This window comes from Stappia stellulata (genome assembly GCF_020176715.1).
Taxonomy (GTDB): domain Bacteria; phylum Pseudomonadota; class Alphaproteobacteria; order Rhizobiales; family Stappiaceae; genus Stappia.
Genome location: NZ_JAIVMF010000005.1, coordinates 65,091 through 83,419, shown reverse-complemented (window position 1 = coordinate 83,419; position 18,329 = coordinate 65,091). Strand labels below are relative to the sequence as shown.

At 65.7% G+C, this 18,329-nt stretch carries 17 protein-coding genes and 1 other RNA gene; 12 read left to right on the top strand and 6 right to left on the bottom strand.

Annotated features, from left to right (window positions below):
• Positions 1-101 precede the first annotated feature (101 nt).
• From LC092_RS08435 to LC092_RS08415, 5 genes are all read left to right on the top strand, one after another.
• Complete coding sequence (locus LC092_RS08435; RefSeq protein ID WP_224806054.1) at positions 102-572, top strand: cysteine rich repeat-containing protein; 471 nt, start codon at positions 102-104, stop codon at positions 570-572.
• Between the two features lie 40 nt (positions 573-612).
• A complete protein-coding gene (locus LC092_RS08430) occupies positions 613-1,191 on the top strand; it encodes an OmpA family protein (RefSeq protein ID WP_224806052.1) in 579 nt (192 codons plus the stop codon).
• Between the two features lie 87 nt (positions 1,192-1,278).
• Positions 1,279-1,833, top strand: coding sequence for a hypothetical protein (locus tag LC092_RS08425; protein ID WP_224806050.1), 555 nt, complete (start codon positions 1,279-1,281; stop codon positions 1,831-1,833).
• A 156-nt stretch (positions 1,834-1,989) separates the two neighbouring features.
• A complete protein-coding gene (locus tag LC092_RS08420) occupies positions 1,990-2,916 on the top strand; it encodes an ABC transporter ATP-binding protein (RefSeq protein WP_224806049.1) in 927 nt (308 codons plus the stop codon).
• Entirely contained in the window at positions 2,913-3,674 is a 762-nt protein-coding gene (locus LC092_RS08415) for an ABC transporter permease (RefSeq protein ID WP_224806047.1), read from the top strand. The genes LC092_RS08420 and LC092_RS08415 overlap by 4 nt, the downstream gene beginning before the upstream one ends.
• A gap of 102 nt (positions 3,675-3,776) precedes the next feature.
• On the opposite strand, the gene LC092_RS08410 is transcribed toward LC092_RS08415, so the two are convergent.
• Both LC092_RS08410 and LC092_RS08405 read right to left on the bottom strand, forming a co-directional pair.
• Positions 3,777-4,571 carry a thymidylate synthase gene (locus LC092_RS08410; RefSeq protein WP_224806046.1) on the bottom strand — a complete coding sequence of 265 codons (795 nt, stop codon included), beginning with the start codon at positions 4,569-4,571 and terminating at the stop codon, positions 3,777-3,779.
• A 143-nt stretch (positions 4,572-4,714) separates the two neighbouring features.
• Positions 4,715-5,215, bottom strand: coding sequence for a YHS domain-containing (seleno)protein (locus LC092_RS08405; protein ID WP_224806044.1), 501 nt, complete (start codon positions 5,213-5,215; stop codon positions 4,715-4,717).
• 128 nt (positions 5,216-5,343) lie between these two features.
• On the opposite strand from LC092_RS08405, the gene ssrA reads away from it, so the two are divergent.
• From ssrA to LC092_RS08385, 4 genes are all read left to right on the top strand, one after another.
• Positions 5,344-5,710, top strand: a transfer-messenger RNA (tmRNA) gene (gene ssrA, locus LC092_RS08400).
• A gap of 184 nt (positions 5,711-5,894) precedes the next feature.
• Positions 5,895-6,512 carry an SspB family protein gene (locus LC092_RS08395; protein WP_224806220.1) on the top strand — a complete coding sequence of 206 codons (618 nt, stop codon included), beginning with the start codon at positions 5,895-5,897 and terminating at the stop codon, positions 6,510-6,512.
• A 20-nt stretch (positions 6,513-6,532) separates the two neighbouring features.
• Complete coding sequence (locus tag LC092_RS08390; protein WP_224806043.1) at positions 6,533-6,766, top strand: DUF4169 family protein; 234 nt, start codon at positions 6,533-6,535, stop codon at positions 6,764-6,766.
• Between the two features lie 82 nt (positions 6,767-6,848).
• Positions 6,849-7,091, top strand: a complete 243-nt coding sequence (locus LC092_RS08385) for a ribbon-helix-helix domain-containing protein (RefSeq protein WP_224806041.1) — start codon at positions 6,849-6,851, stop codon at positions 7,089-7,091.
• On the opposite strand, the gene LC092_RS08380 is transcribed toward LC092_RS08385, so the two are convergent.
• Both LC092_RS08380 and LC092_RS08375 read right to left on the bottom strand, forming a co-directional pair.
• Positions 7,088-10,948 carry an AsmA family protein gene (locus LC092_RS08380; protein ID WP_224806219.1) on the bottom strand — a complete coding sequence of 1,287 codons (3,861 nt, stop codon included), beginning with the start codon at positions 10,946-10,948 and terminating at the stop codon, positions 7,088-7,090. The two genes, LC092_RS08385 and LC092_RS08380, sit on opposite strands and share 4 nt — an antisense overlap.
• A 64-nt stretch (positions 10,949-11,012) precedes the next feature.
• Positions 11,013-12,428 (bottom strand): FAD-binding oxidoreductase, encoded by a 1,416-nt coding sequence (locus LC092_RS08375; protein ID WP_224806039.1) that lies wholly within the window; start codon positions 12,426-12,428, stop codon positions 11,013-11,015.
• A gap of 198 nt (positions 12,429-12,626) precedes the next feature.
• On the opposite strand from LC092_RS08375, the gene LC092_RS08370 reads away from it, so the two are divergent.
• Entirely contained in the window at positions 12,627-13,121 is a 495-nt protein-coding gene (locus LC092_RS08370) for a thioesterase family protein (RefSeq protein WP_224806038.1), read from the top strand.
• Between the two features lie 36 nt (positions 13,122-13,157).
• Positions 13,158-14,801 (top strand): chloride channel protein, encoded by a 1,644-nt coding sequence (locus LC092_RS08365; RefSeq protein ID WP_224806037.1) that lies wholly within the window; start codon positions 13,158-13,160, stop codon positions 14,799-14,801.
• 12 nt (positions 14,802-14,813) lie between these two features.
• Here LC092_RS08365 and LC092_RS08360 read toward each other — a convergent pair whose 3' ends face one another.
• Positions 14,814-15,848 (bottom strand): phytanoyl-CoA dioxygenase family protein, encoded by a 1,035-nt coding sequence (locus LC092_RS08360; protein WP_224806035.1) that lies wholly within the window; start codon positions 15,846-15,848, stop codon positions 14,814-14,816.
• Between the two features lie 103 nt (positions 15,849-15,951).
• On the bottom strand, positions 15,952-17,766 hold the full coding sequence (locus LC092_RS08355; protein WP_224806033.1) for an aminopeptidase P family protein: 1,815 nt from the start codon (positions 17,764-17,766) through the stop codon (positions 15,952-15,954).
• 279 nt (positions 17,767-18,045) lie between these two features.
• On the opposite strand from LC092_RS08355, the gene LC092_RS08350 reads away from it, so the two are divergent.
• Positions 18,046-18,270 (top strand): hypothetical protein, encoded by a 225-nt coding sequence (locus LC092_RS08350; RefSeq protein ID WP_224806031.1) that lies wholly within the window; start codon positions 18,046-18,048, stop codon positions 18,268-18,270.
• Positions 18,271-18,329 lie beyond the last annotated feature (59 nt).

The window sequence follows — 18,329 nt, the reverse complement described above, 5'->3', positions numbered from 1 at the left end:
CTTTCTGTCAGGATATGCGCGAGCCCGCAGTGTGCGAAGGCCCCTTGCGACAAGTATCAAGATGGATCTTTCATGCCATTGGAATAAGATGACAATTCAGATTGTTTTTGCCGATGGGCGGCAAAAAACATTCCCGGGGGGTGCGAATGTCAAAATCACTTTGGGCGGCCATTTTTCTGCTGGTCGGAACCATAATCCACACGCAGGGCGCCTATGCCCAGACCATCGGTTTCGCCGATGCGATCAAGATCCTGAGTTCGAGTTGCGGCGAGGACATTCAGAAGTATTGCAAGACCGCCAACATCGGCAACGGTCGCATCCAGAAATGCCTGGCCGAGAATGAAGCGCGCATTTCTCCCCGCTGCAAGGCGGACTATGCCGGCGTCTATGTTTCCCTGCAGACCCGGCTCGCCGCGCAATCCGTCGTGTCCAGGATTTGCGACCGCGACGCCCGCCGTCTGTGCAGCGGAACCGAACCGGGTAAGGGCCATGTCCTGCGGTGCCTGCTGAAGGCGCAGCCAAGCGTCAGCGCCGACTGCAATCAGGCGATCGACGATGCCGGTTATCGCTGAGCCCGCCCGGCTTGGACCGCAATCCTACGGAGGACGTGTCTTGAAGTTACCCCACCTCTTCGCGGCGTCGATCATCGCACTGCCGCTCACCCTGGCCGGCGCACAGGCGCAGACCCAGCTGTCGCGAAACGAGATCGTCAACAGCCTGCAGGGCGCCCAGAGCAAGGCGGAGATCAACGCCGCCGATGTCCGTGCGCAGGCACTGCAGAACATTCAGCAATATCCCGGCGACAATGCCACCACGTCGCTGCCGATCTCCGCGCAGCTTGCAAAGCTGCGCCAGTTCAATGTCGAGATCACCTTCGACTTCGATTCCGACCGGATCCGGCCGGAATCCTACGAGACCATCGGCGTGATCGCCGACGCCCTGCACACACCCTACCTGTGGGGCCAGGTCTTCTTCGTCGTCGGCCACACCGATGCCAAGGGCAAGCGCGAGTACAATCTGGAGCTTTCGCAGCGCCGGGCAAACGCGGTCCGCGAGGCGCTGGTGACCACCTTTTTCGTCCCCTCCGAACAGCTTGAGGCCATCGGGCTGGGCGAGGAGCAATTGCGCGATCCCTCCAACCCGGACGGCGCGATCAACCGGCGGGTTCAGCTGATCAACGTCGGCTTCTGACCCGACACGCATGCAGCCGGGGCCCGCCACGACGGGCCCCGGCTGAGCGACACACCCGCTGCTGTCCAGGCTCCGCGAGGCGCCACTGTGAACGACGTGATGCAACTCAGCCTGTCGGCACTGGATCGCGGTCTCGTGCAAGGCGACATCAAGGCGTTCTGGACGTGCTGGCGTGACCTGGATACCGGCGCGCAGGACCTGCGTCTGCTGCATCGCTATATCGCAGACCGCACGACTCTGAGCGCCGGCACGGCGTCGTCCGGCCTTTCGCCCCGCTTGCTTGTCGTGGGTCCGCAGTCCTTCGTCGCCGAATGCTATGGCGCGGCCTGGGCACGCTCGGCAATCGTCGAGGAACACACGCCCGACACGGATCTGGAGCGCAGTGCGGCGCGTGGCTACCACGCGGCAATCGCCGGCGAACCCAATCTCGACATCATGTCGGTCAGGACGCGGGATCTCGCCGGCCGGGAGATGGACCTTCTTTACGAGCGCCTTATCCTGCCGTTGCGAACCGCAAACGGCTCCTTGCTGATCGGATGCGTGACCGCAAAGCTGATGCCGATCCGCTGGATCAAGGATGAGCGCTGGGAGCAGCTGCGCGGCCGTGCCCGCGCCGACCGCTGGCACGACGGCATTCGCTGAACGCTCCGGGACGTCGCGGTTCGCCACAGGCTACACGACGGTTGAAGCGCCGGCGCATCCCTATATGCTCCGCGCATGTTTTCGGGAGGCTGGCGCCCTGCTCAAGGCGTCGGTCCCGCCTCCCGCTCCGGCTTTCCAGCAAGCAAAGACCCATTGATGTCGCCAATCCTGAAAATATCCAATCTTTCAAAGGTCTATGACAGCGGCTTCCATGCGCTGAAGGGCATCGACCTTGAGATCGAGCGCGGCGAGCTGTTTGCGCTGCTCGGGCCCAATGGCGCCGGCAAGACCACCCTGATCAGCATCATCTGCGGCATCGTCAACGCCAGCGGCGGCACCGTGACCGTCGACGGTCACGACATCGCCCGCGATTTCCGCGCCGCCCGCGCCGAGATCGGCCTGGTGCCGCAGGAGCTCACAACCGACGCCTTCGAGACGGTCTGGGCGACGGTGAATTTCAGCCGCGGCCTGTTCGGCAAGCCGAAGAACCACGCCATCGTGGAAAAGGTGCTGAAGGACCTGTCGCTCTGGGACAAGCGCGACAACAAGCTGATCACCCTGTCCGGCGGAATGAAGCGCCGGGTGCTGATCGCCAAGGCGCTTGCCCATGAGCCGCGGGTGCTGTTCCTCGACGAACCGACCGCCGGCGTCGACGTGGAGCTGCGCCGCGACATGTGGCGGGTCGTGCGCCGCCTGCAGGAGACCGGCGTCACCATCATCCTGACCACCCACTACATCGAGGAGGCGGAGGATCTCGCCGACCGCGTCGGCGTCATCAACGGCGGCGAGATCATCCTGGTGGAGGACAAGGTCGAGCTGATGCGCAAATTGGGGCGCAAGCAGCTCATCCTGCATCTTGCCGACCCGCTGGAAGCCGTCCCGGAAACGCTCGCCGAACGCGGCCTGGAGCTCGGGCAGAACGGCGAAACGCTGGTCTACACCTACGACACCCAGGCCGAGCGCACCGGCATCACCGCGCTCCTCAAGGACCTGCATGCGGCCGGCATCCGCTTCCGCGACCTGCAGACGCGGCAAAGCTCGCTTGAGGACATCTTCGTCAATCTCGTGAAGGCCCCGTCATGAATTTTCACGCCATCAAGGCCATCTACCGTTTCGAGATGGCGCGCACCGGCCGCACGCTGTTCCAGAGCATCGTCTCGCCGGTCCTGTCCACATCGCTCTATTTCGTCGTCTTCGGCGCGGCCATCGGCTCGCGCATCGAGGAAGTCGACGGCGTCAGCTACGGCGCCTTCATCGTGCCCGGACTGATCATGCTGTCGCTTTTGACCCAAAGCGTCAGCAACGCCTCCTTCGGGATCTATTTTCCGCGCTTCACCGGCACGATCTACGAGGTCTTGTCGGCGCCCGTCTCCTATCTGGAGATCGTCATTGCCTATGTCGGCGCGGCGGCGACGAAATCGATCCTGGTCGGCCTGATCATTCTGGCGACCGCCCATCTGTTCGTGCCGCTCGACATCCAGCATCCCGTCTGGATGCTCTTGTTCCTGATGCTGACGGCCGTCACTTTCGCCCTGCTCGGCTTCATCCTGGGCATCTGGGCGGACAATTTCGAGAAGCTGCAGTTCGTGCCGCTTCTGGTGGTCACGCCGCTCGCCTTCCTGGGGGGCAGCTTCTATTCGATCAACATGTTGCCGCCCTTCTGGCAGACGGTCACGCTGTTCAATCCGGTTGTCTATCTGATCAGCGGCTTCCGCTGGAGCTTCTACGGCCAGGCGGACGTGAGCATCGGCCTCAGCGTCTTCATGACCTTCCTGTTCCTGGTGATCTGCCTTGCCGTGATCAGCTGGATCTTCAAGACCGGCTGGCGCCTGCGCGCCTGATCAACCGCCCGAACGACAGCGAATGGCCGAACGACAGAAAAGGCCGGGCGGCGCGGCATCGCATCGCCCGGCCTTTCGCATGGGAGAACGCCGGGTGTCCCGCTAGACGGCAACCGCCGCCTTGATGTGCGGATGCGGATCATAGCCGGTCAGCGTGAAGTCCTCGAAGCGGAAGGCGAAGAGGTCCGTCACGTCCGGGTTCAGAGTCATCGTCGGCAGGGCGCGCGGTTCGCGCGACAGCTGCTCGCGGGCCTGCTCCAGGTGGTTGGTGTAGAGATGCGCGTCGCCGAAAGAATGCACGAAGTCGCCGGGCTCATAGCCGGTCACCTGCGCCACCATCATCGTCAGCAGCGCGTAGGAGGCGATGTTGAAGGGCACGCCGAGGAAGACGTCGGCGGAACGCTGATAGAGCTGGCAGGAGAGCTTTCCGTCGGCGACATAGAACTGGAACAGCGCATGACACGGCGGCAGCGCCATCTCGTCGACCAGCGCCGGGTTCCAGGCCGAGACCATCAGCCGCCGGCTGTCGGGCGTTGTGCGGATCATGTCGAGCAGCTTGGCGATCTGGTCGATGGACCGGCCGTCGGGCGCGGGCCACGAGCGCCACTGATAGCCGTAGACCGGGCCGAGATCGCCGTTTTCATCCGCCCATTCGTCCCAGATGCGGACGCCGTTTTCCTTGAGATAACGGATGTTGGTGTCGCCGGCCAGAAACCACAGCAGTTCGTGTACGATCGATTTCAGGTGCAGCTTCTTGGTTGTGACCATCGGGAAGCCCTGCGCGAGGTCGAAGCGCATCTGATGACCGAAGACGGACAAGGTGCCCGTCCCTGTGCGGTCGGTCTTCTTCGTTCCCTCGTCGAGGATCCGCTGCATGAGATCGTGATACTGGCGCACCTTGCCCGTCCCGTAAGGAGGTCGATTCGATTGACGCTCGAGTGTCGCGCGCGGGCGCCGGGGCGACAAGCGCCGAGGCATCGGGGCATGTCGCCTTTCACCCGCAATCCACCGTATCGGCGCAAGAATGGCCGGAGACGAGGTTACTTTTCGGCAATCGCCGGCCAATTGCCGTTGGCCTTGGCGATAAAGCCCGGAACGTCGGCGCGCCAGCGTTTCTGGATGGCGTCGTTGTAGTTGAGATAAAGGCGGCCGTCGACGATGTCCCAGTTCTTCGGGTCGCCCTTGGCAAGCTTGCCTTCTGCGATTGCCCAGGAGCAATAGCCGCCATAGGCCGGCGCGTATTTTTCCGGTTCGGCCAGAAAGGCGTCGCGATTGGCGGCGCTGGCGAAGCGCCATTCGGCGCCCCGGTGCGTCGCGGCGAAATCGCGCGATCCTTCCACCGGCTTTCCTTGCGTGAAATAGGCGACCGGATCGTAGCCGCCGACGGCCACCCCATCGACAAGACCGGTATAGACCGGGCCGGTGTCGTCGCTGCCCAGACCGAACCACCCGGCCTGAGCCGCCCCCCGTGCGCCAATCGCCGCGGCCCCGGCAAGAAGCGCGCCCGCAATCAGAACCTGCCGTCTGGAAATTCCGCTCATCACTGCCACTCCTTCCAACCCGCGTCCGCGCGGCCATGGCAGGCCGGACGAGACCCTTGATGAGCGACACTCTAAGCACCACAACAGCTTGCGCGCCAATGACACAAGCTCACAAGCGCGCGAGACACCCCCTTTTCATCCCGACGGGCACTGCCTATATTGGGTGTGTCGGCGCAAGCCGACTATGACGATAAACGGACTGCGTAATAAGCCTATCGGACCCGGGGGCGGTACCCGGCGCCTCCACCCAAGCCCGTCTCGCGCAAGCGGATCAGGCGGGCTTCGGGGGGGCGAAATAGGATCGACGAGGGTGTAAAGGCTTTTCTTTCGTCCGGCATGGTTCCGCCGTTATCGGGCCGTCTCAATAGTTGCAAATGACAACTATGCTATGGACAACGCTGTCGCTGCGTAATGCAGTGCCGGTAGTCCACTAAGTCCTGTTGGTTAGCACCTTCAGGCGGGGTTCGGAGGCACCTGGCAACAGAAGCCTCCACTTCTTTTTTGCCTGGCTTTTGACGTCGTGACGCGCGGTTTCCCGTGCCCTGAAAACCCTTGGGGCATCGCCTGCGCGGCAAGGGTGCAAAAGAATAGCGCAAGGCGGCCTGGAAGCCTTTTCATCTTGCCCGCCACAGGCCATGTTGGGCGCCAGAGTGATTCCAAAGACCGGCAGTTGAAGAAAATGGCCGAAGACCTGATCCGTTACGACATCGTCATTCAGGACGCGCTTCGCGGCGCCGTTCGCAAGATCCTGACCGAGGTGGTCCGCATCGGGCTACCGGGCGAGCATCATTTCTACATCGCCTTCGACACCAACGCGCCGGGCGTGCGGATTTCCCCGCGCCTGCACGAACGCTATCCCAACGAGATGACGGTGGTGCTGCAGCACCAGTTCTGGGACCTGACCGTGACGGACCATGCCTTCGAGGTCGGCCTGTCCTTCGGCGGCATCCCGGAAAAGCTGTTCGTGCCGTTTTCCTCGATCAAGGGGTTCTTCGATCCGTCCGTGCAATTCGCGCTCGAATTCGAGCCGGGCAAGACGGCGGAAGAGCTGCCGGAAGAACTCGTCGACGCGGCGCGCGACCAGGAGCGCGCCGAAGCCACGCTGGCGGATATCGACGACACCCTGTCCCGCGACCGCGGCGCGACGGCAAAGACCGCTGCAGACAAGCCGAAGTCCAAGAAGACGGCCGGAAACGCCACCGACAAGACGGGCGACAAGGCTGGGGAGAAGACCGGCGACGACGACACGGCCAGCGCCGACGTCGTGTCGCTCGATGCCTTCCGCAAGAAACCCTGAACGAAGCGGCCGGACCGGCGATGAGCGGCGAGATCATAAATCTTCGCAAGGCGCGCAAGGCCCGCAAGCGGCAGGACAAGGACGCCCGCGCCGCCGAGAACCGGATTGTCTTCGGCCGCACCAAAGCGGAACGGACGGTGGTCAAGGCGGAAAACGAACGCGCCCAACGGCGGATCGACGCGCATCTGCGCGGGTCCGACGTTGACAATGATGCCGGCGCCACGGATCGCGAAGATCCGGATACGGACCGGTGACTGCCCGGTCCGCGACACCCCCGGCTATCGGGTCAGTCTCGCCCCGGCAAGCTATGGGTCCGGTCGCTGTGAGGCCAGTCTCGTGCCTCTCGTAAAAAGATCCCTCACCCTGCACGGCCATCGCACCAGCCTCGCGCTCGAGCCGGAATTCTGGGACGCGCTCGATGCCATGGCCGCGCGCGACGGTGTCAGCCTGCCGACGCTTGTCGCGGGGATCGACGATGCGCGGCACATGGATCCGGTGAGCGATGCGCCGGCGCTTTCCTCCGCCCTGCGCGTGGCAGCACTTGGCTTTTACAGGAATGGCGGCGGCCTGGCGTCCTAACGGTCCGGCGTGACGTCGATGAACACCGGCGGATCGAGCGGCGGCAGCAGGCGCATCGGCTCTCCCGGCTCCGGCTCGGACGGGGCGATGCGTCCGGTCGCGTCGATCTGTTCCAGCGCGGAGCGGATCCGGTCCCGAAACCCGCTTTCGGTCGCCGGGTTCGCGGCCTGCGACGGTTGCGGCGCGGGAGGCGTTTCACGGCGGCGCGGCACGGCCGGCGCCGAGGGCGCGGTGGGGGTTGCCACCACCGGGGCCTGCGGCGCATTCGGCGTCGCGACGCCGGGCGTTGACGGCGCATCGATGGCCGGCCTTGGCGAAGACGCCGCCGCCTCTTCCTCCTCCTCGGGCCGAGGCGCCTCGGGGTCCGGATCGCCCGGAAGCCGGGTCTTGGCATCCTCGCGCCGCTTTTCCTGCTGCAGCAGTTGCATGCGCTCTTCCATCGCCTGTTCGCGCGCGTCGATTTCCGCCTGAAGCTCCTCGATGCGCTGCACCTCGCGTTCGAAGGCGCGCAGCGTCAGGAAGGCCGTGAAGGGAGCGATATCGATGGAGCGACCCGGATCGCCCAGCGCCCCGGAAAAGACAAGCCCGACCTCCGGTTCGGCTCCCGTCACGGCCTCAGCGCCCGGATCCACCTTCAGGGAAAAGTCGCTGTCGAGCGTTTGTGCGTCCAGATCGATCCGGGCATTGCCGAAGACGGTGGCGCTCGTGTTGTCGAGCGTGACATTGCTGACGCGCACCACGCCGCCGGCAACCGTCGCACCCGCCTCGAGCGCCTCGAAGGGCAGACGTCCCGCATCGAGATAACTCTCGAAAGCGGAGCGAACGGCCGCATCGTCCAGCTCCAGCCCGGCATCGGCGGCGCGGATCACCAGTCCGAAGGCTTCCGGGTTGATGCCGCGGATCTCGCCGTTGCGAATGGACAATGTCGCGCCGCCCGCAAGCCCGGACACGATCCCTGCGAGCGAGCGCCCCGTGCCCTCCAGGTCGAGCGACAGATCCATCCGCCCGGTTGCGACCGGACGGGCATTGCGCCGCCAGATGAAATCGCCGAGCGCGCCGTTTTCCACGCGCATGGAAAGCGTCAGCCCGGCCTGCCCGTCGGTGCGTTTCACGGACAATGCCCCGGTCAGCCTGCCGCCGGCGAGGTCCGCGCCGTCGACATCGAGGCTGAGCGCATCGTCTCTCAGGCCGAGCGTACCCGTCATCTCGCTCGCCTCAAGCGATGGACCAAGCGGCATGCGGCGCGCCGTCACATCGAGCGCCACGTCGACGCCCGAGACGACCGGCGGGCCGAAGGCAATCGAGGGCCAGCCCGAGCCGTCTCGCGCTGCCGTGAGCTGGTCGGCGCCAAGCAGAAGGTCGCCCAGCGCAGCCGGGTCGAGATCGGACAGCGCCGCACTGCCGCGCACCTGCGGCTGAAGACTGGCAACGCTTCGGCGCAGGTCGATCTGCAGATCGGCGTCAACTTCGGTCCCGGCAATGCGCCCGGACAGTCCGCTCAGCGAAAATTCGTCGCCCTCTCCCTCCAGCGTCGCCACAAGGTCGACATCGCCGACGGAGCTCGACAGCGACGGCAGACGTCCCGTGATCAGGGTCAGCGGCAACAGGTCGGACGCCTTGGCCCCGAGATCCGCGGAGTAGCTTGAGGGTCCGTCGTCGGGCAGGCTGAGCGTGCCGACGCCGACCAGGGAGGCCTCGTCGAGATAAAGCCGCGCGTGACCGTCAAGCCCCTGCTGCGGCACGCCCGCGCCCCCCAGTTCGACCCGCGCCTCGCCAAGCTGCGCCACGGGAAGAACCGTCAGACCCAACTGGCGCAGCAGGTCGCCGCCATCGGCCGCGGTAAAGCCGGCCTCAAAGTCGAGATTGGCCTCGCGCCACGCATCCAGCCGCCCGCGCAGACCGAGGCTGACATCGACCTCCGTGCCGCCCGCCGTGCCCGACAGGGTGACCGTCGCCTGCGTGCCGGCGCGCGCATTGCCGCCCGCTGCCTCGCCCTGGAAGGCGACATCGAGCCTGGCCGGCGCGAACAGTTCCGGCCGGTCGGTGAAAAGCGCAAGCGCCTCCGCGTTCGGAAACAGGGTTTCAAGAAGCGTCGCGACACCGCCAAGCCGGTCGGCATCGACCTTTAGCTGCATGGCACCGGCCGGTGCCGTCGAGACGTCGGTGATCCGCCCGCTGGCGGCAAGCCGCGCGCCGGCGAGATCGGCCACCGTCAGGTCCTCGATCTCCAGGATGTCGCCCTGATAGGAAGCGCGCAGCGCAATCGACGAGGCGGTGAGATCGCGCACTTTCAGCTTTTGCGCATAAAGCCTGAGCGCCACCTGCGTCGCGCTCTCGCCGGGGCGTGCGAAGATGCCGTTTTCGCCGCCCAGAAAGAGCCGCGCCAGCAAGGCGGCCTGATCGGCATCGAGCAGATCCGCATCGAGATCGGCCTCGAACACCGGCGGCCCGTTGCGCTGTTCGCGGTAGCTGATCGCGCCGCGCCCCTGTTCGCCGGCAAGTTCGAACATGAGATCGGTAAGCGCCAGTCCGGCGGGCGACGCCTCGATCCGGCTTTCCAGCGCGAAGGCATCGACAACGGCATCCACCACGACGCCCTGCCGCCACCAGTCGGCAAAGACGTTCGGCTGGGAGACGGAGGCCGCGAAGCTGCCCCGGAAGGCCGCGCGGGGCTTCAGTTCCAGATCGCCGCGCGCAAGAAACGGACTGCGGCCCGGCATCTGCCCCGAGATCTCGGCCAGCCGCCAGCCGCTGGCCAGCCGCTCGGCCTCGATCCGCACGTCCTGGACCAGGCCGCCGCCGGCCACGACGGCGGGCACGTCGAGCGCGATCCGCCCGTCGATCGGCGGATGCGGCAATCCTTGCAGGGCGGAGAGCAGGAGACCGCCGGCCTCGCCCGGCGAGAGCGGCTCCTGCGGCCCGCGTCCGGCGATCCGGTCGAGGTCGATCTGCTTCGCCGTCCCGGCGAAGTCGAAGCGCGAGGGGGTGGAAAAGGCGACGTCCAGCCCGCCCTCGATGGTGACGGGCCGGTCCTCCGGACCATAGCGCAGGCTCGCTTGCGTCAGGGCCAGCCGTGCCACGTCGAGCGCAAAGGCGCCCTCGCTGACCCAGCGCGCCGCAGCCCCCTCCTCCGTCACCACGGAATTCAGCGTATAGGCGCCCTCATAGGCCGGCTTGCCCTCGGCGAGCGAGACCTGTCCGTCCATCACCAGGTCGACAGGAACGGAAACCGGCGTGATCCCGGCCCGCAACCGCAACGCACCTTCGGCATCGCGCCGGCCGGTCGCCAGCACAACGGTCGCGCGCTGCCCATTGTGGCTGACCATGCCATCGAGCTTGTAGGGACCAAGCAGCGACCTTGCGCCCACGAGCAGGTCGATGTCGTCGAGGGAATGGCTCCGGCCGCTGCGCGCGTCGATCACCGACAGGCGTCCGTCACGGATGGTCGCGCGTTCCAGCATCACCAGATCGGGATCGACATCGCGCAGGAACCCGTCGCGATTGAGGCCGGTGAACCAGTCGAGGCGGCCCTGCTCGTCGAGCGACAGGCGCAGCGACGGCTCGTCGAGCGTCATGTCGATGATCCGGACCTCGCCCTTCAGCAACGGCGGCAGCTCGATGCGCACGGCAAAGCGAGAAACGGCAAGTAGCGGATCCTCCGGCTCGCCGACGCGCACGTCGGAGAAGGTCAGCGTCGGGGTCGGCAGCAGCCGCATCTCCGCATCGCCCATCACCGCGACACGGTGGCCGAGCAGGCGTTCGCCGTAATCCTCGAACGTGCTGCGATAGGCGGTCCAGTCGATGAAGAACGGGCCGATGAGCGCGGCGAGAAGCACCGCGATCACGCTGAGGCCGATCGTGATGTAGATCGAGTTCAGGAGTTCTCTCCCTCAATCATGCGCGTGAGGATCAGGAGACCGCTCACGCCGCCGGCACGATCTTGCCGGGGTTGAGAATGTTGTCGGGGTCGAGGGCCGTCTTGATCGCCCGCATCACACCGAGACCCGCGCCATGTTCGCGCGCAAGATATTTCATCTTGCCCTGCCCGACGCCATGTTCGCCGGTGCAGGTGCCGCCCATCTCGATGGCGCGCCAGTTCAGCCGCTCGATGAAGTCTTCCGTCGTTTCGATTTCCGTCGGATTGTCGGTGTCGACGAGCACCAGAACATGAAAGTTGCCGTCGCCGACATGGCCGACCAGAGCCGCTGTCAGCCCCATGGCGTCGATGTCGCGATTGGTCTCGCCGATGCATTCGGCGAGCCGGGAAATCGGCACGCAGACGTCAGTCGACACCCCCTTGGCGCCGGGCCGCAAGCCCATCGCCGCCCAATAGGCGTCGTGGCGGGCCTTCCACAGCTTCGTGCGGTCCTCCGCCTTGGTGGCCCAGACGAACTCGCCGCCGCCGCTGTCGCGGGCGATTTCACCGAAGAGTTCGCTCTGCTCGCGCACACCGTCGGGCGTGCCGTGAAACTCGACGAAAAGCGTCGGCGTCTCCGCAAGATCGAGCTTGGAATAGGCGTTGCTGGCACGGATCTGCATCGCGTCAAGCAGCTCGATGCGCGCCACCGGCAGCCCGCACTGGATGGTCATGATCACCGCGTTGCAGGCCGACTCCAGATCGGGGAACGGGCACACGCCGCCGGAGACGGCTTCGGGAATGCCGTGGAGCCGCAAGGTCACCTCGGTGATGATGCCGAGCGTTCCTTCCGAGCCGACAAGCAGGCGGGTCAGGTCGTAGCCGGCCGACGACTTGCGCGCCCGCCCGCCGGTGTGAACGACGGTGCCGTCGGCCATCACCGCCGTCAGCGCCATCACCGCATCCTTCATGGTGCCGTAACGCACGGCATTGGTGCCCGACGCGCGGGTCGCGGCCATGCCGCCGATGCTGGCATCGGCGCCCGGATCGATGGGAAAGAACAGACCCGTATCGCGCAAATGCTCGTTCAGCCGGGTCCGGGTGACGCCCGCCTGGACCGTGCAATCGAGGTCCTCGGCGTTGACCTGCAGCACCTTGTCCATCTGCGACATGTCGATCGACACGCCGCCGGCCGGTGCGTTGACGTGGCCTTCGAGCGAGGATCCGGTGCCGAAGGCGATGACCGGCACCTTGTGCTCGGCGCAGATCCGCACGGCCTCGGCAACCTCCTCGGTCGAATGGGCGAAGATGACCGCGTCCGGCGCCTGGTTGGGCAGCCACGTCGTGGTGTGGGCGTGCTGTTCGCGCACGGCGGCTGCGGCGGAAAACCGCTCGCCAAAGCGCTGCGCGAGAACCTGTAGGGCGACGCTGATTCCCGTCTCGTTTCGTTCCACCGGCATTTGCATCGAGGCGAGCGTCATAAAAGGTCTCCACATCCGCGTGCCTTGCGGGTTTTGCGGGCAAGTGTCCGGCGTGCCGGCGCCTGATTTGCCTTTGCGCGCACCCTCGGACTAGGTTTGGCGCACACTAGCAAAAACGGCCATCCCGGCCAAAGACTTCCGACCGGCGCTCCGCCTTTTGCGCCGTTTCCCGTTCACCCCGAACGAAAGAGCAGGACCATGACAACCGCCTCACCGGAGGCCGCCCCCTTCAAGGGCTCGCTGCAAACGGTCAAGAGCGAGTGGCTCGACTACAATGGCCATCTTAACATGGCCTATTACAACGTCCTGTTCGACACCTGCGTCGACGAGGCCTTCATCAGCCTCGGCCTGGGGCCGGAGTATGTCGCGACCCGCAACGCCTCCTTCTTCACCGCCGAGGTGCATCTTTGCTACCTGCGCGAACTGGAAGAGCATTCTCCGGTGTATGCAACGGTTCAACTCGTTGATTTTGACGAGAAACGTGCGCATCTCTATCAGGAACTCTATCATGCCGAGGAAGGGTTTCTGTCCGCGACCTCGGAACAGGTCTCGCTGCATGTCGACATGGGCGCGCGCAAGGTCGCTCCCTGGCCCGACGACATTCGCGAGAGGCTGGAGCGGATGAAACAAGCCCATGCGGTGCTCGGGCGCCCGGAGCGCGCCGGCCGCCGCATATCCATCACCAAGCGCTAGGACAGGAGCGGTCCGCGCGCAAACGGATCCCAGTCCATGATCCGCCTGCCGACGATAGTGAGACGCCTGCCGGTGATCGCCGCGCGCTGGATCGAGCCGAACATCCGGCTGTTCCGCACGACGCGGCTCCCGCTCGTCTGGGCGCTGGCGATCGTGATCGGCATTCTGACCGCCGCCGCCGCAATCCTGTTCCGTCTCGCCATCGGAGCGATCCAGTGGACATGGCTCGGCTCGGCGGCGGAAACGGTGGTCAGCGCCACCGCCGAGGTGCCCTGGTGGACGATCCTGCTCGCGCCGGCGGGCGGCGGCTTCCTCGTCGGTCTCTACCTGACGTTCATCCAGCCGAAACAGCGCGCCGGTGGCGTCGCCGACGTGATCGAGGCCCGCGCGCAGGGCGGGCGCGGCCTGACGCTCTGGTCCGGGCTTTCCTCCGCCTTCGTCACCGCACTCTCGCTTGGCAGCGGCGCCAGCGCGGGACGCGAGGGACCGGTGGTGCATCTCGGCGCGACCATCGGTACCGCCATCTGCCAGACCTTCCGGCTGCCGGACGCGGCACGCCGCATGCTGCTGGCCTGCGGCGTGGCGAGCGCGGTCTCCGCCTCCTTCAACGCCCCGATCGCCGGCGTGCTCTTCGCCCATGAGGTCATTCTCGGCCATTACGCGCTGACGGCCTTCGTGCCCATCGTCATCGCCTCCGTGCTTGGAACGCTGATGGCGCGGGCCTGGTTCGGCGATGTCGTTGCCTTCGCCATTCCGCAGTACCAGATCACGTCACTTCTGGAGATGCCGGCCTTCGCGCTGCTCGGGCTGACCTGCGCCGCCGTCGCCGTCATCTTCCAGTTCGCGCTGATCGGCACCGACTGGGTGGCGCGCAACATCCCCATGCCGCTGTGGCTGCGCCCGACCATCGGCGGGCTTGCGGTCGGGGCCATCGGCATTGCCTATCCGGAGGTTCTGGGCGTCGGCTACGAGGCGACCGATGCCGCGCTGAAGCACCAGCTTCCGCTTGCAACCCTGCTGATCCTGCTGGTGGCGAAAACCGCCGCGACCTCCATCACCCTTGCCTCGCGCTTCGGCGGCGGCATCTTTTCGCCCGCGCTCTATCTCGGCGCCATGTGCGGCGGCGCCTTCGGCCTGATTGCCGCCGCCGTCTTTCCCGAGCTTGCCTCCTCGCACGGGCTTTATGCGATCCTCGGCATGGGCGCGGTGGCGGCGGCCGTCCTCGGCGCGCCCTTCTCAACGACGATGATCGTCTTCGAACTGACCGGCGGCTATGCGCTCTCCATCGCGCTGCTCGTCACCGTGTCGATCGCCACCGGACTGACGCAGGCGGTGCACGGACGCTCCTATTTCCACTGGCAGCTGGAAATGCGCGGCGTGATGCTGCACGAGGGTGCGCACAAATGGCTGGTGCGCATCGTCCATGTGTCCGATTTCGTGGAGCGGCTGGACGAGGATGCCGAGCCGGTCGAGTTCGATCCGGCGAGCGGCGAGCCGTATCTTCACCTCACCGACACCCTGGAAACCGCCCTCAAGATCTTCGACGACAGCGGCCGGAACCGTCTGCCGGTGGTGGATGGGGCCGATGCGACACGGGTAATCGGCCACGCCACCCATGTGCGGGCGCTGCGCTTCTTCAACGCCGAACTGATCAACAACCAGGTGGAAGAGCACCGCTAGGGTGCAGCGCCGCTAGAGATGCGCGGGGTCGGTGAGCAAGGTCTTGCCGATGTAGCGTTCCGACTGCGGTTTTTTCAGCAACCGCGCCCGCGTGTCGCGATAGGCGTTGAGCAGTTGCGCAGAACGCCCGCGCAAGCCCGGCAGCGTCAGCGGATCGAGCCCGGCAAACGGCAGGAACGGATTGCGCCGGACACTGCCGTAGATCGCGATCCGCACAGACGGGCGGAGGCTCGGCGTCCTGGCGTGAAACCCGAAGGTATCGGCGACGACCAGCGTATTGGCCGGCACTTCGAAGGTGACGGGCGGGGCAAAGCCGAGCGTGGCGAGTTCGTCCTCGGATATGCGAAACGATCCGCGCCCATGCAGCCGGTTGCCGTGCGTGGCGGCCGTTTCGCTTTGCGTCTGCTCCCATGCGGCACGTTCCGGGGTCAGCCGGTGCGATCCGGGAACGAAGCGGAAGGGACCGTCGGCTTCCGGCACATCGTCGAGAAAGAACCACGCCTTGGAATTGGCAAAGAAGGTGTCGGCGTGAAAATGCGTTTGCGGGTCGGGCGTGCCGAGATCGGGATCGGTCAGAACCGCATGGAGATAGACGGTCGGCTCGGCTCTCGTCGAGGCGACATATTTCAGCGTGCCCTGAAACACGGCGCCATTGACGAAGGCGGCAAGCGCCGGCAGGCGCCGAAGCACTTCCGGCGGCAAGGGGATGAAGCGGGTGACCGCGTTGCCCTGCCGCATTTCCCAGGCGTCGAAGCGGGTGCCATGCACCTCCTCGAGCAATTGCGCGAACGTATCCGCCGGCAACACGTTGCGCTGCTCGACATAGCCGTTTTCGGCAAAGAAACGGCGATGGTGGTCGTCGAGGAGATCTTCCATCCCCCGCCGGCGACGGTCGGCCATGGCCTCGGCGGCACGGACGCGGGCAACGTGAAGCCCGCGTTCGTTCAGCCGGCGGCTGCCCAGAACGGGATTGTCGCGAAACGACTTCGCCCCGGTGGCCACCTGCGCCACCCAGAATGGCATCTTCAGCGCATCCAAAACCTTCATGTCCGCCCATGCCTCGCCCAAACCCGGCCATGTCGACACTGACATGCCGGTGCCGGATCGACAATGTCGCCGCAGGAAGCCCCCGCGTCGATCCGGCGCCGCCTCATAGCGGGGCCGTCGCCGCCTCCAGCCAGGACCTGGTGTCGGGATCGACCAGCGGTCCGATCTCCGCCAGAACGCGGGCATGATAGCGCTCGACCCAGGCGTGTTCCCCGGCGCTCAGCATCTCCTTGACGATCAACCGGCGGTCGATCGGTGCAAGCGTCAGCGCCTGGAACCCAAGCATTGGCCGTTCCCCGCCCTCAATCTCGTCGGGGCCGGTTACCAGCTCAAGGTTCTCGATCCGGATGCCGTGACTTCCGGCCTTGTAATAGCCGGGCTCGTTCGACACGATCATGCCCGGCTCCAGAGCGACATGGCCGGTCTTGGCGATACGCTGCGGCCCCTCGTGCACGGAGAGATAGGAGCCAACGCCATGGCCGGTGCCATGGTCGAAATCGAGGCCCGCCTTCCACAGGTCGATCCGCGCCAGCGCATCGATCTGCGCGCCGCTGGTGCCTTTTGGAAAGCGCGCGGTCGCAATGGCGATGTGCCCCTTCAGGACCAGCGTGAAATGGCGCTTCATTTCGTTGGCGACCGCACCGACCGCGAGCGTGCGGGTGATATCGGTGGTGCCGTCTTCATATTGCGCACCGGAATCGATCAGGAACAGGCTGTCGGGAGGAATGACCCGGTTGCTCTTGCGGTCCACGCGGTAGTGGCAGATCGCGGCATTGGGACCTGCGGCGGAAATGCTGTCGAAGGAAATTTCCTTGAGCGCACCCGTCTCGGCGCGAAACGCTTCAAGCCGCTCCGCAACAGCGATTTCATCGAGCGGACCATCGAGAATCGCCCTGTCGAACCACGCGAGAAAGCGGGCGTAGGCCGCCCCGTCACGCAGGTGTGCGGCGCGCGCGCCGGCGATTTCCGCCTCGGTCTTGACGGCCTTGGCCCGCGCGATCGGGTCCGCGCCTTCCTTGATCGTGCCGCCCGCGTCGCAAACAGCGCTGGCCAGCGCGTCGCCCGCCCAGTCGGGATCGAGCATCACGGCTGCCCCCGCCCGGCCCATATCGGCGAGTGCCGGCACCAGTCCGACTGGTTCTTCCACCTCGGCGAGCCCGACAAGATGATCACGCACGGCGTTGCTGAGCTTGCGTCCATCGATGAAGAGACGCGGCTTGCCACTGGCCGGCAGGATCGCAAAGGAGAGCGGCAGCGGCGTATGGGCGACATCGCTGCCGCGAATGTTGAACAGCCAGGCGATGGAATCGGGCTGGGTCAGCACGAAGGCGTCGGCCTTCGCCTCGCCAACCTTCGCCCCCATGCGCGCGATCTTCTCGGATGCCGCCTCTCCGGCCAATGCATCCGGATGGATGACCACCGCACCGAGCGGCGGCGCGGGGCGGTCATGCCAGACCGCGTCGACGGGATTGCCGGAAACCGCGACCAGTTCGGCACCGGCCGCCGTGCAGGCCGCCTTGAGCCGCCGTGTACCCGAGATCGTGTGAAGCATCGGATCGTAGCCGAGCTTCTGGCCCGGCTTGAGCGTCGTCGCGAGCCAGTCCGCCGGCGGCGTCTCGATCAGATGCATCGGCGCAAAGACCTGCGCATCAACCTGCTCGCGCACCTGAATGGTGTAGCGACCATCGACGAAGATCGCCGCGTCCTCGGCGAGGACCACGGCGATGCCGGCGGATCCCGCAAAGCCCGTCAGCCATTCCAGCCGCGCATCGGACGGCGGCACATATTCGCCCTGATGCGCATCGCCGCGCGGAACGAGAAAACCGTCCAGCTTGCGCCGGGCGAGCTCTTGCCGGAGCGCCGCGCAACGCGCGGAACCCACGGACGGGTCGATCATGCTGTCGAAGGTCTGAAACATGGGCCGAACGCTAGATCAACTGGCGATCAAGCGAAAGCCGTTTGTGCATGGCGACGCGGCAGCAAGCCCAATTTTTGGGCGCGACGGTAAAATATGCAGGGCAATCTTGCCCAGATCCGATGCCGCGTTGCAACATTATGAATTCGCACATGCAACAATCGCAGCGCAGCCATGCACTTAACGCTCTTTTCCGACGTGGTCCGCATCCCCATACTCAGTGTCGAGAGTTTGAGGGAGGAAGCTCTTTCGCAAAGAGACCTCGAACCGGAGACACACATCATGGCTATCGCCACCTTCACGTCGACCTCGCATGCCGGCGCCTCGCGCGGCTCTTCGAAGGGCTTCATGCATCGCGCCTTCTCGTCGCTGGTGACCGCGCGCGAGCGTCAGGCCCGCCGCTACGTCAACGGCTACCTGCTGTCGCTCGACGATGCCACGCTCGCCGCCTACGGCTACGACCGTGCGGAGCTGGAACGTCAGGGCTCTGCCACCTCGGCATTCTGACACGCGCACCGTCCTTGAGGCGGTCCGACGAAAAAACCCGGCCACATGGCCGGGTTTTT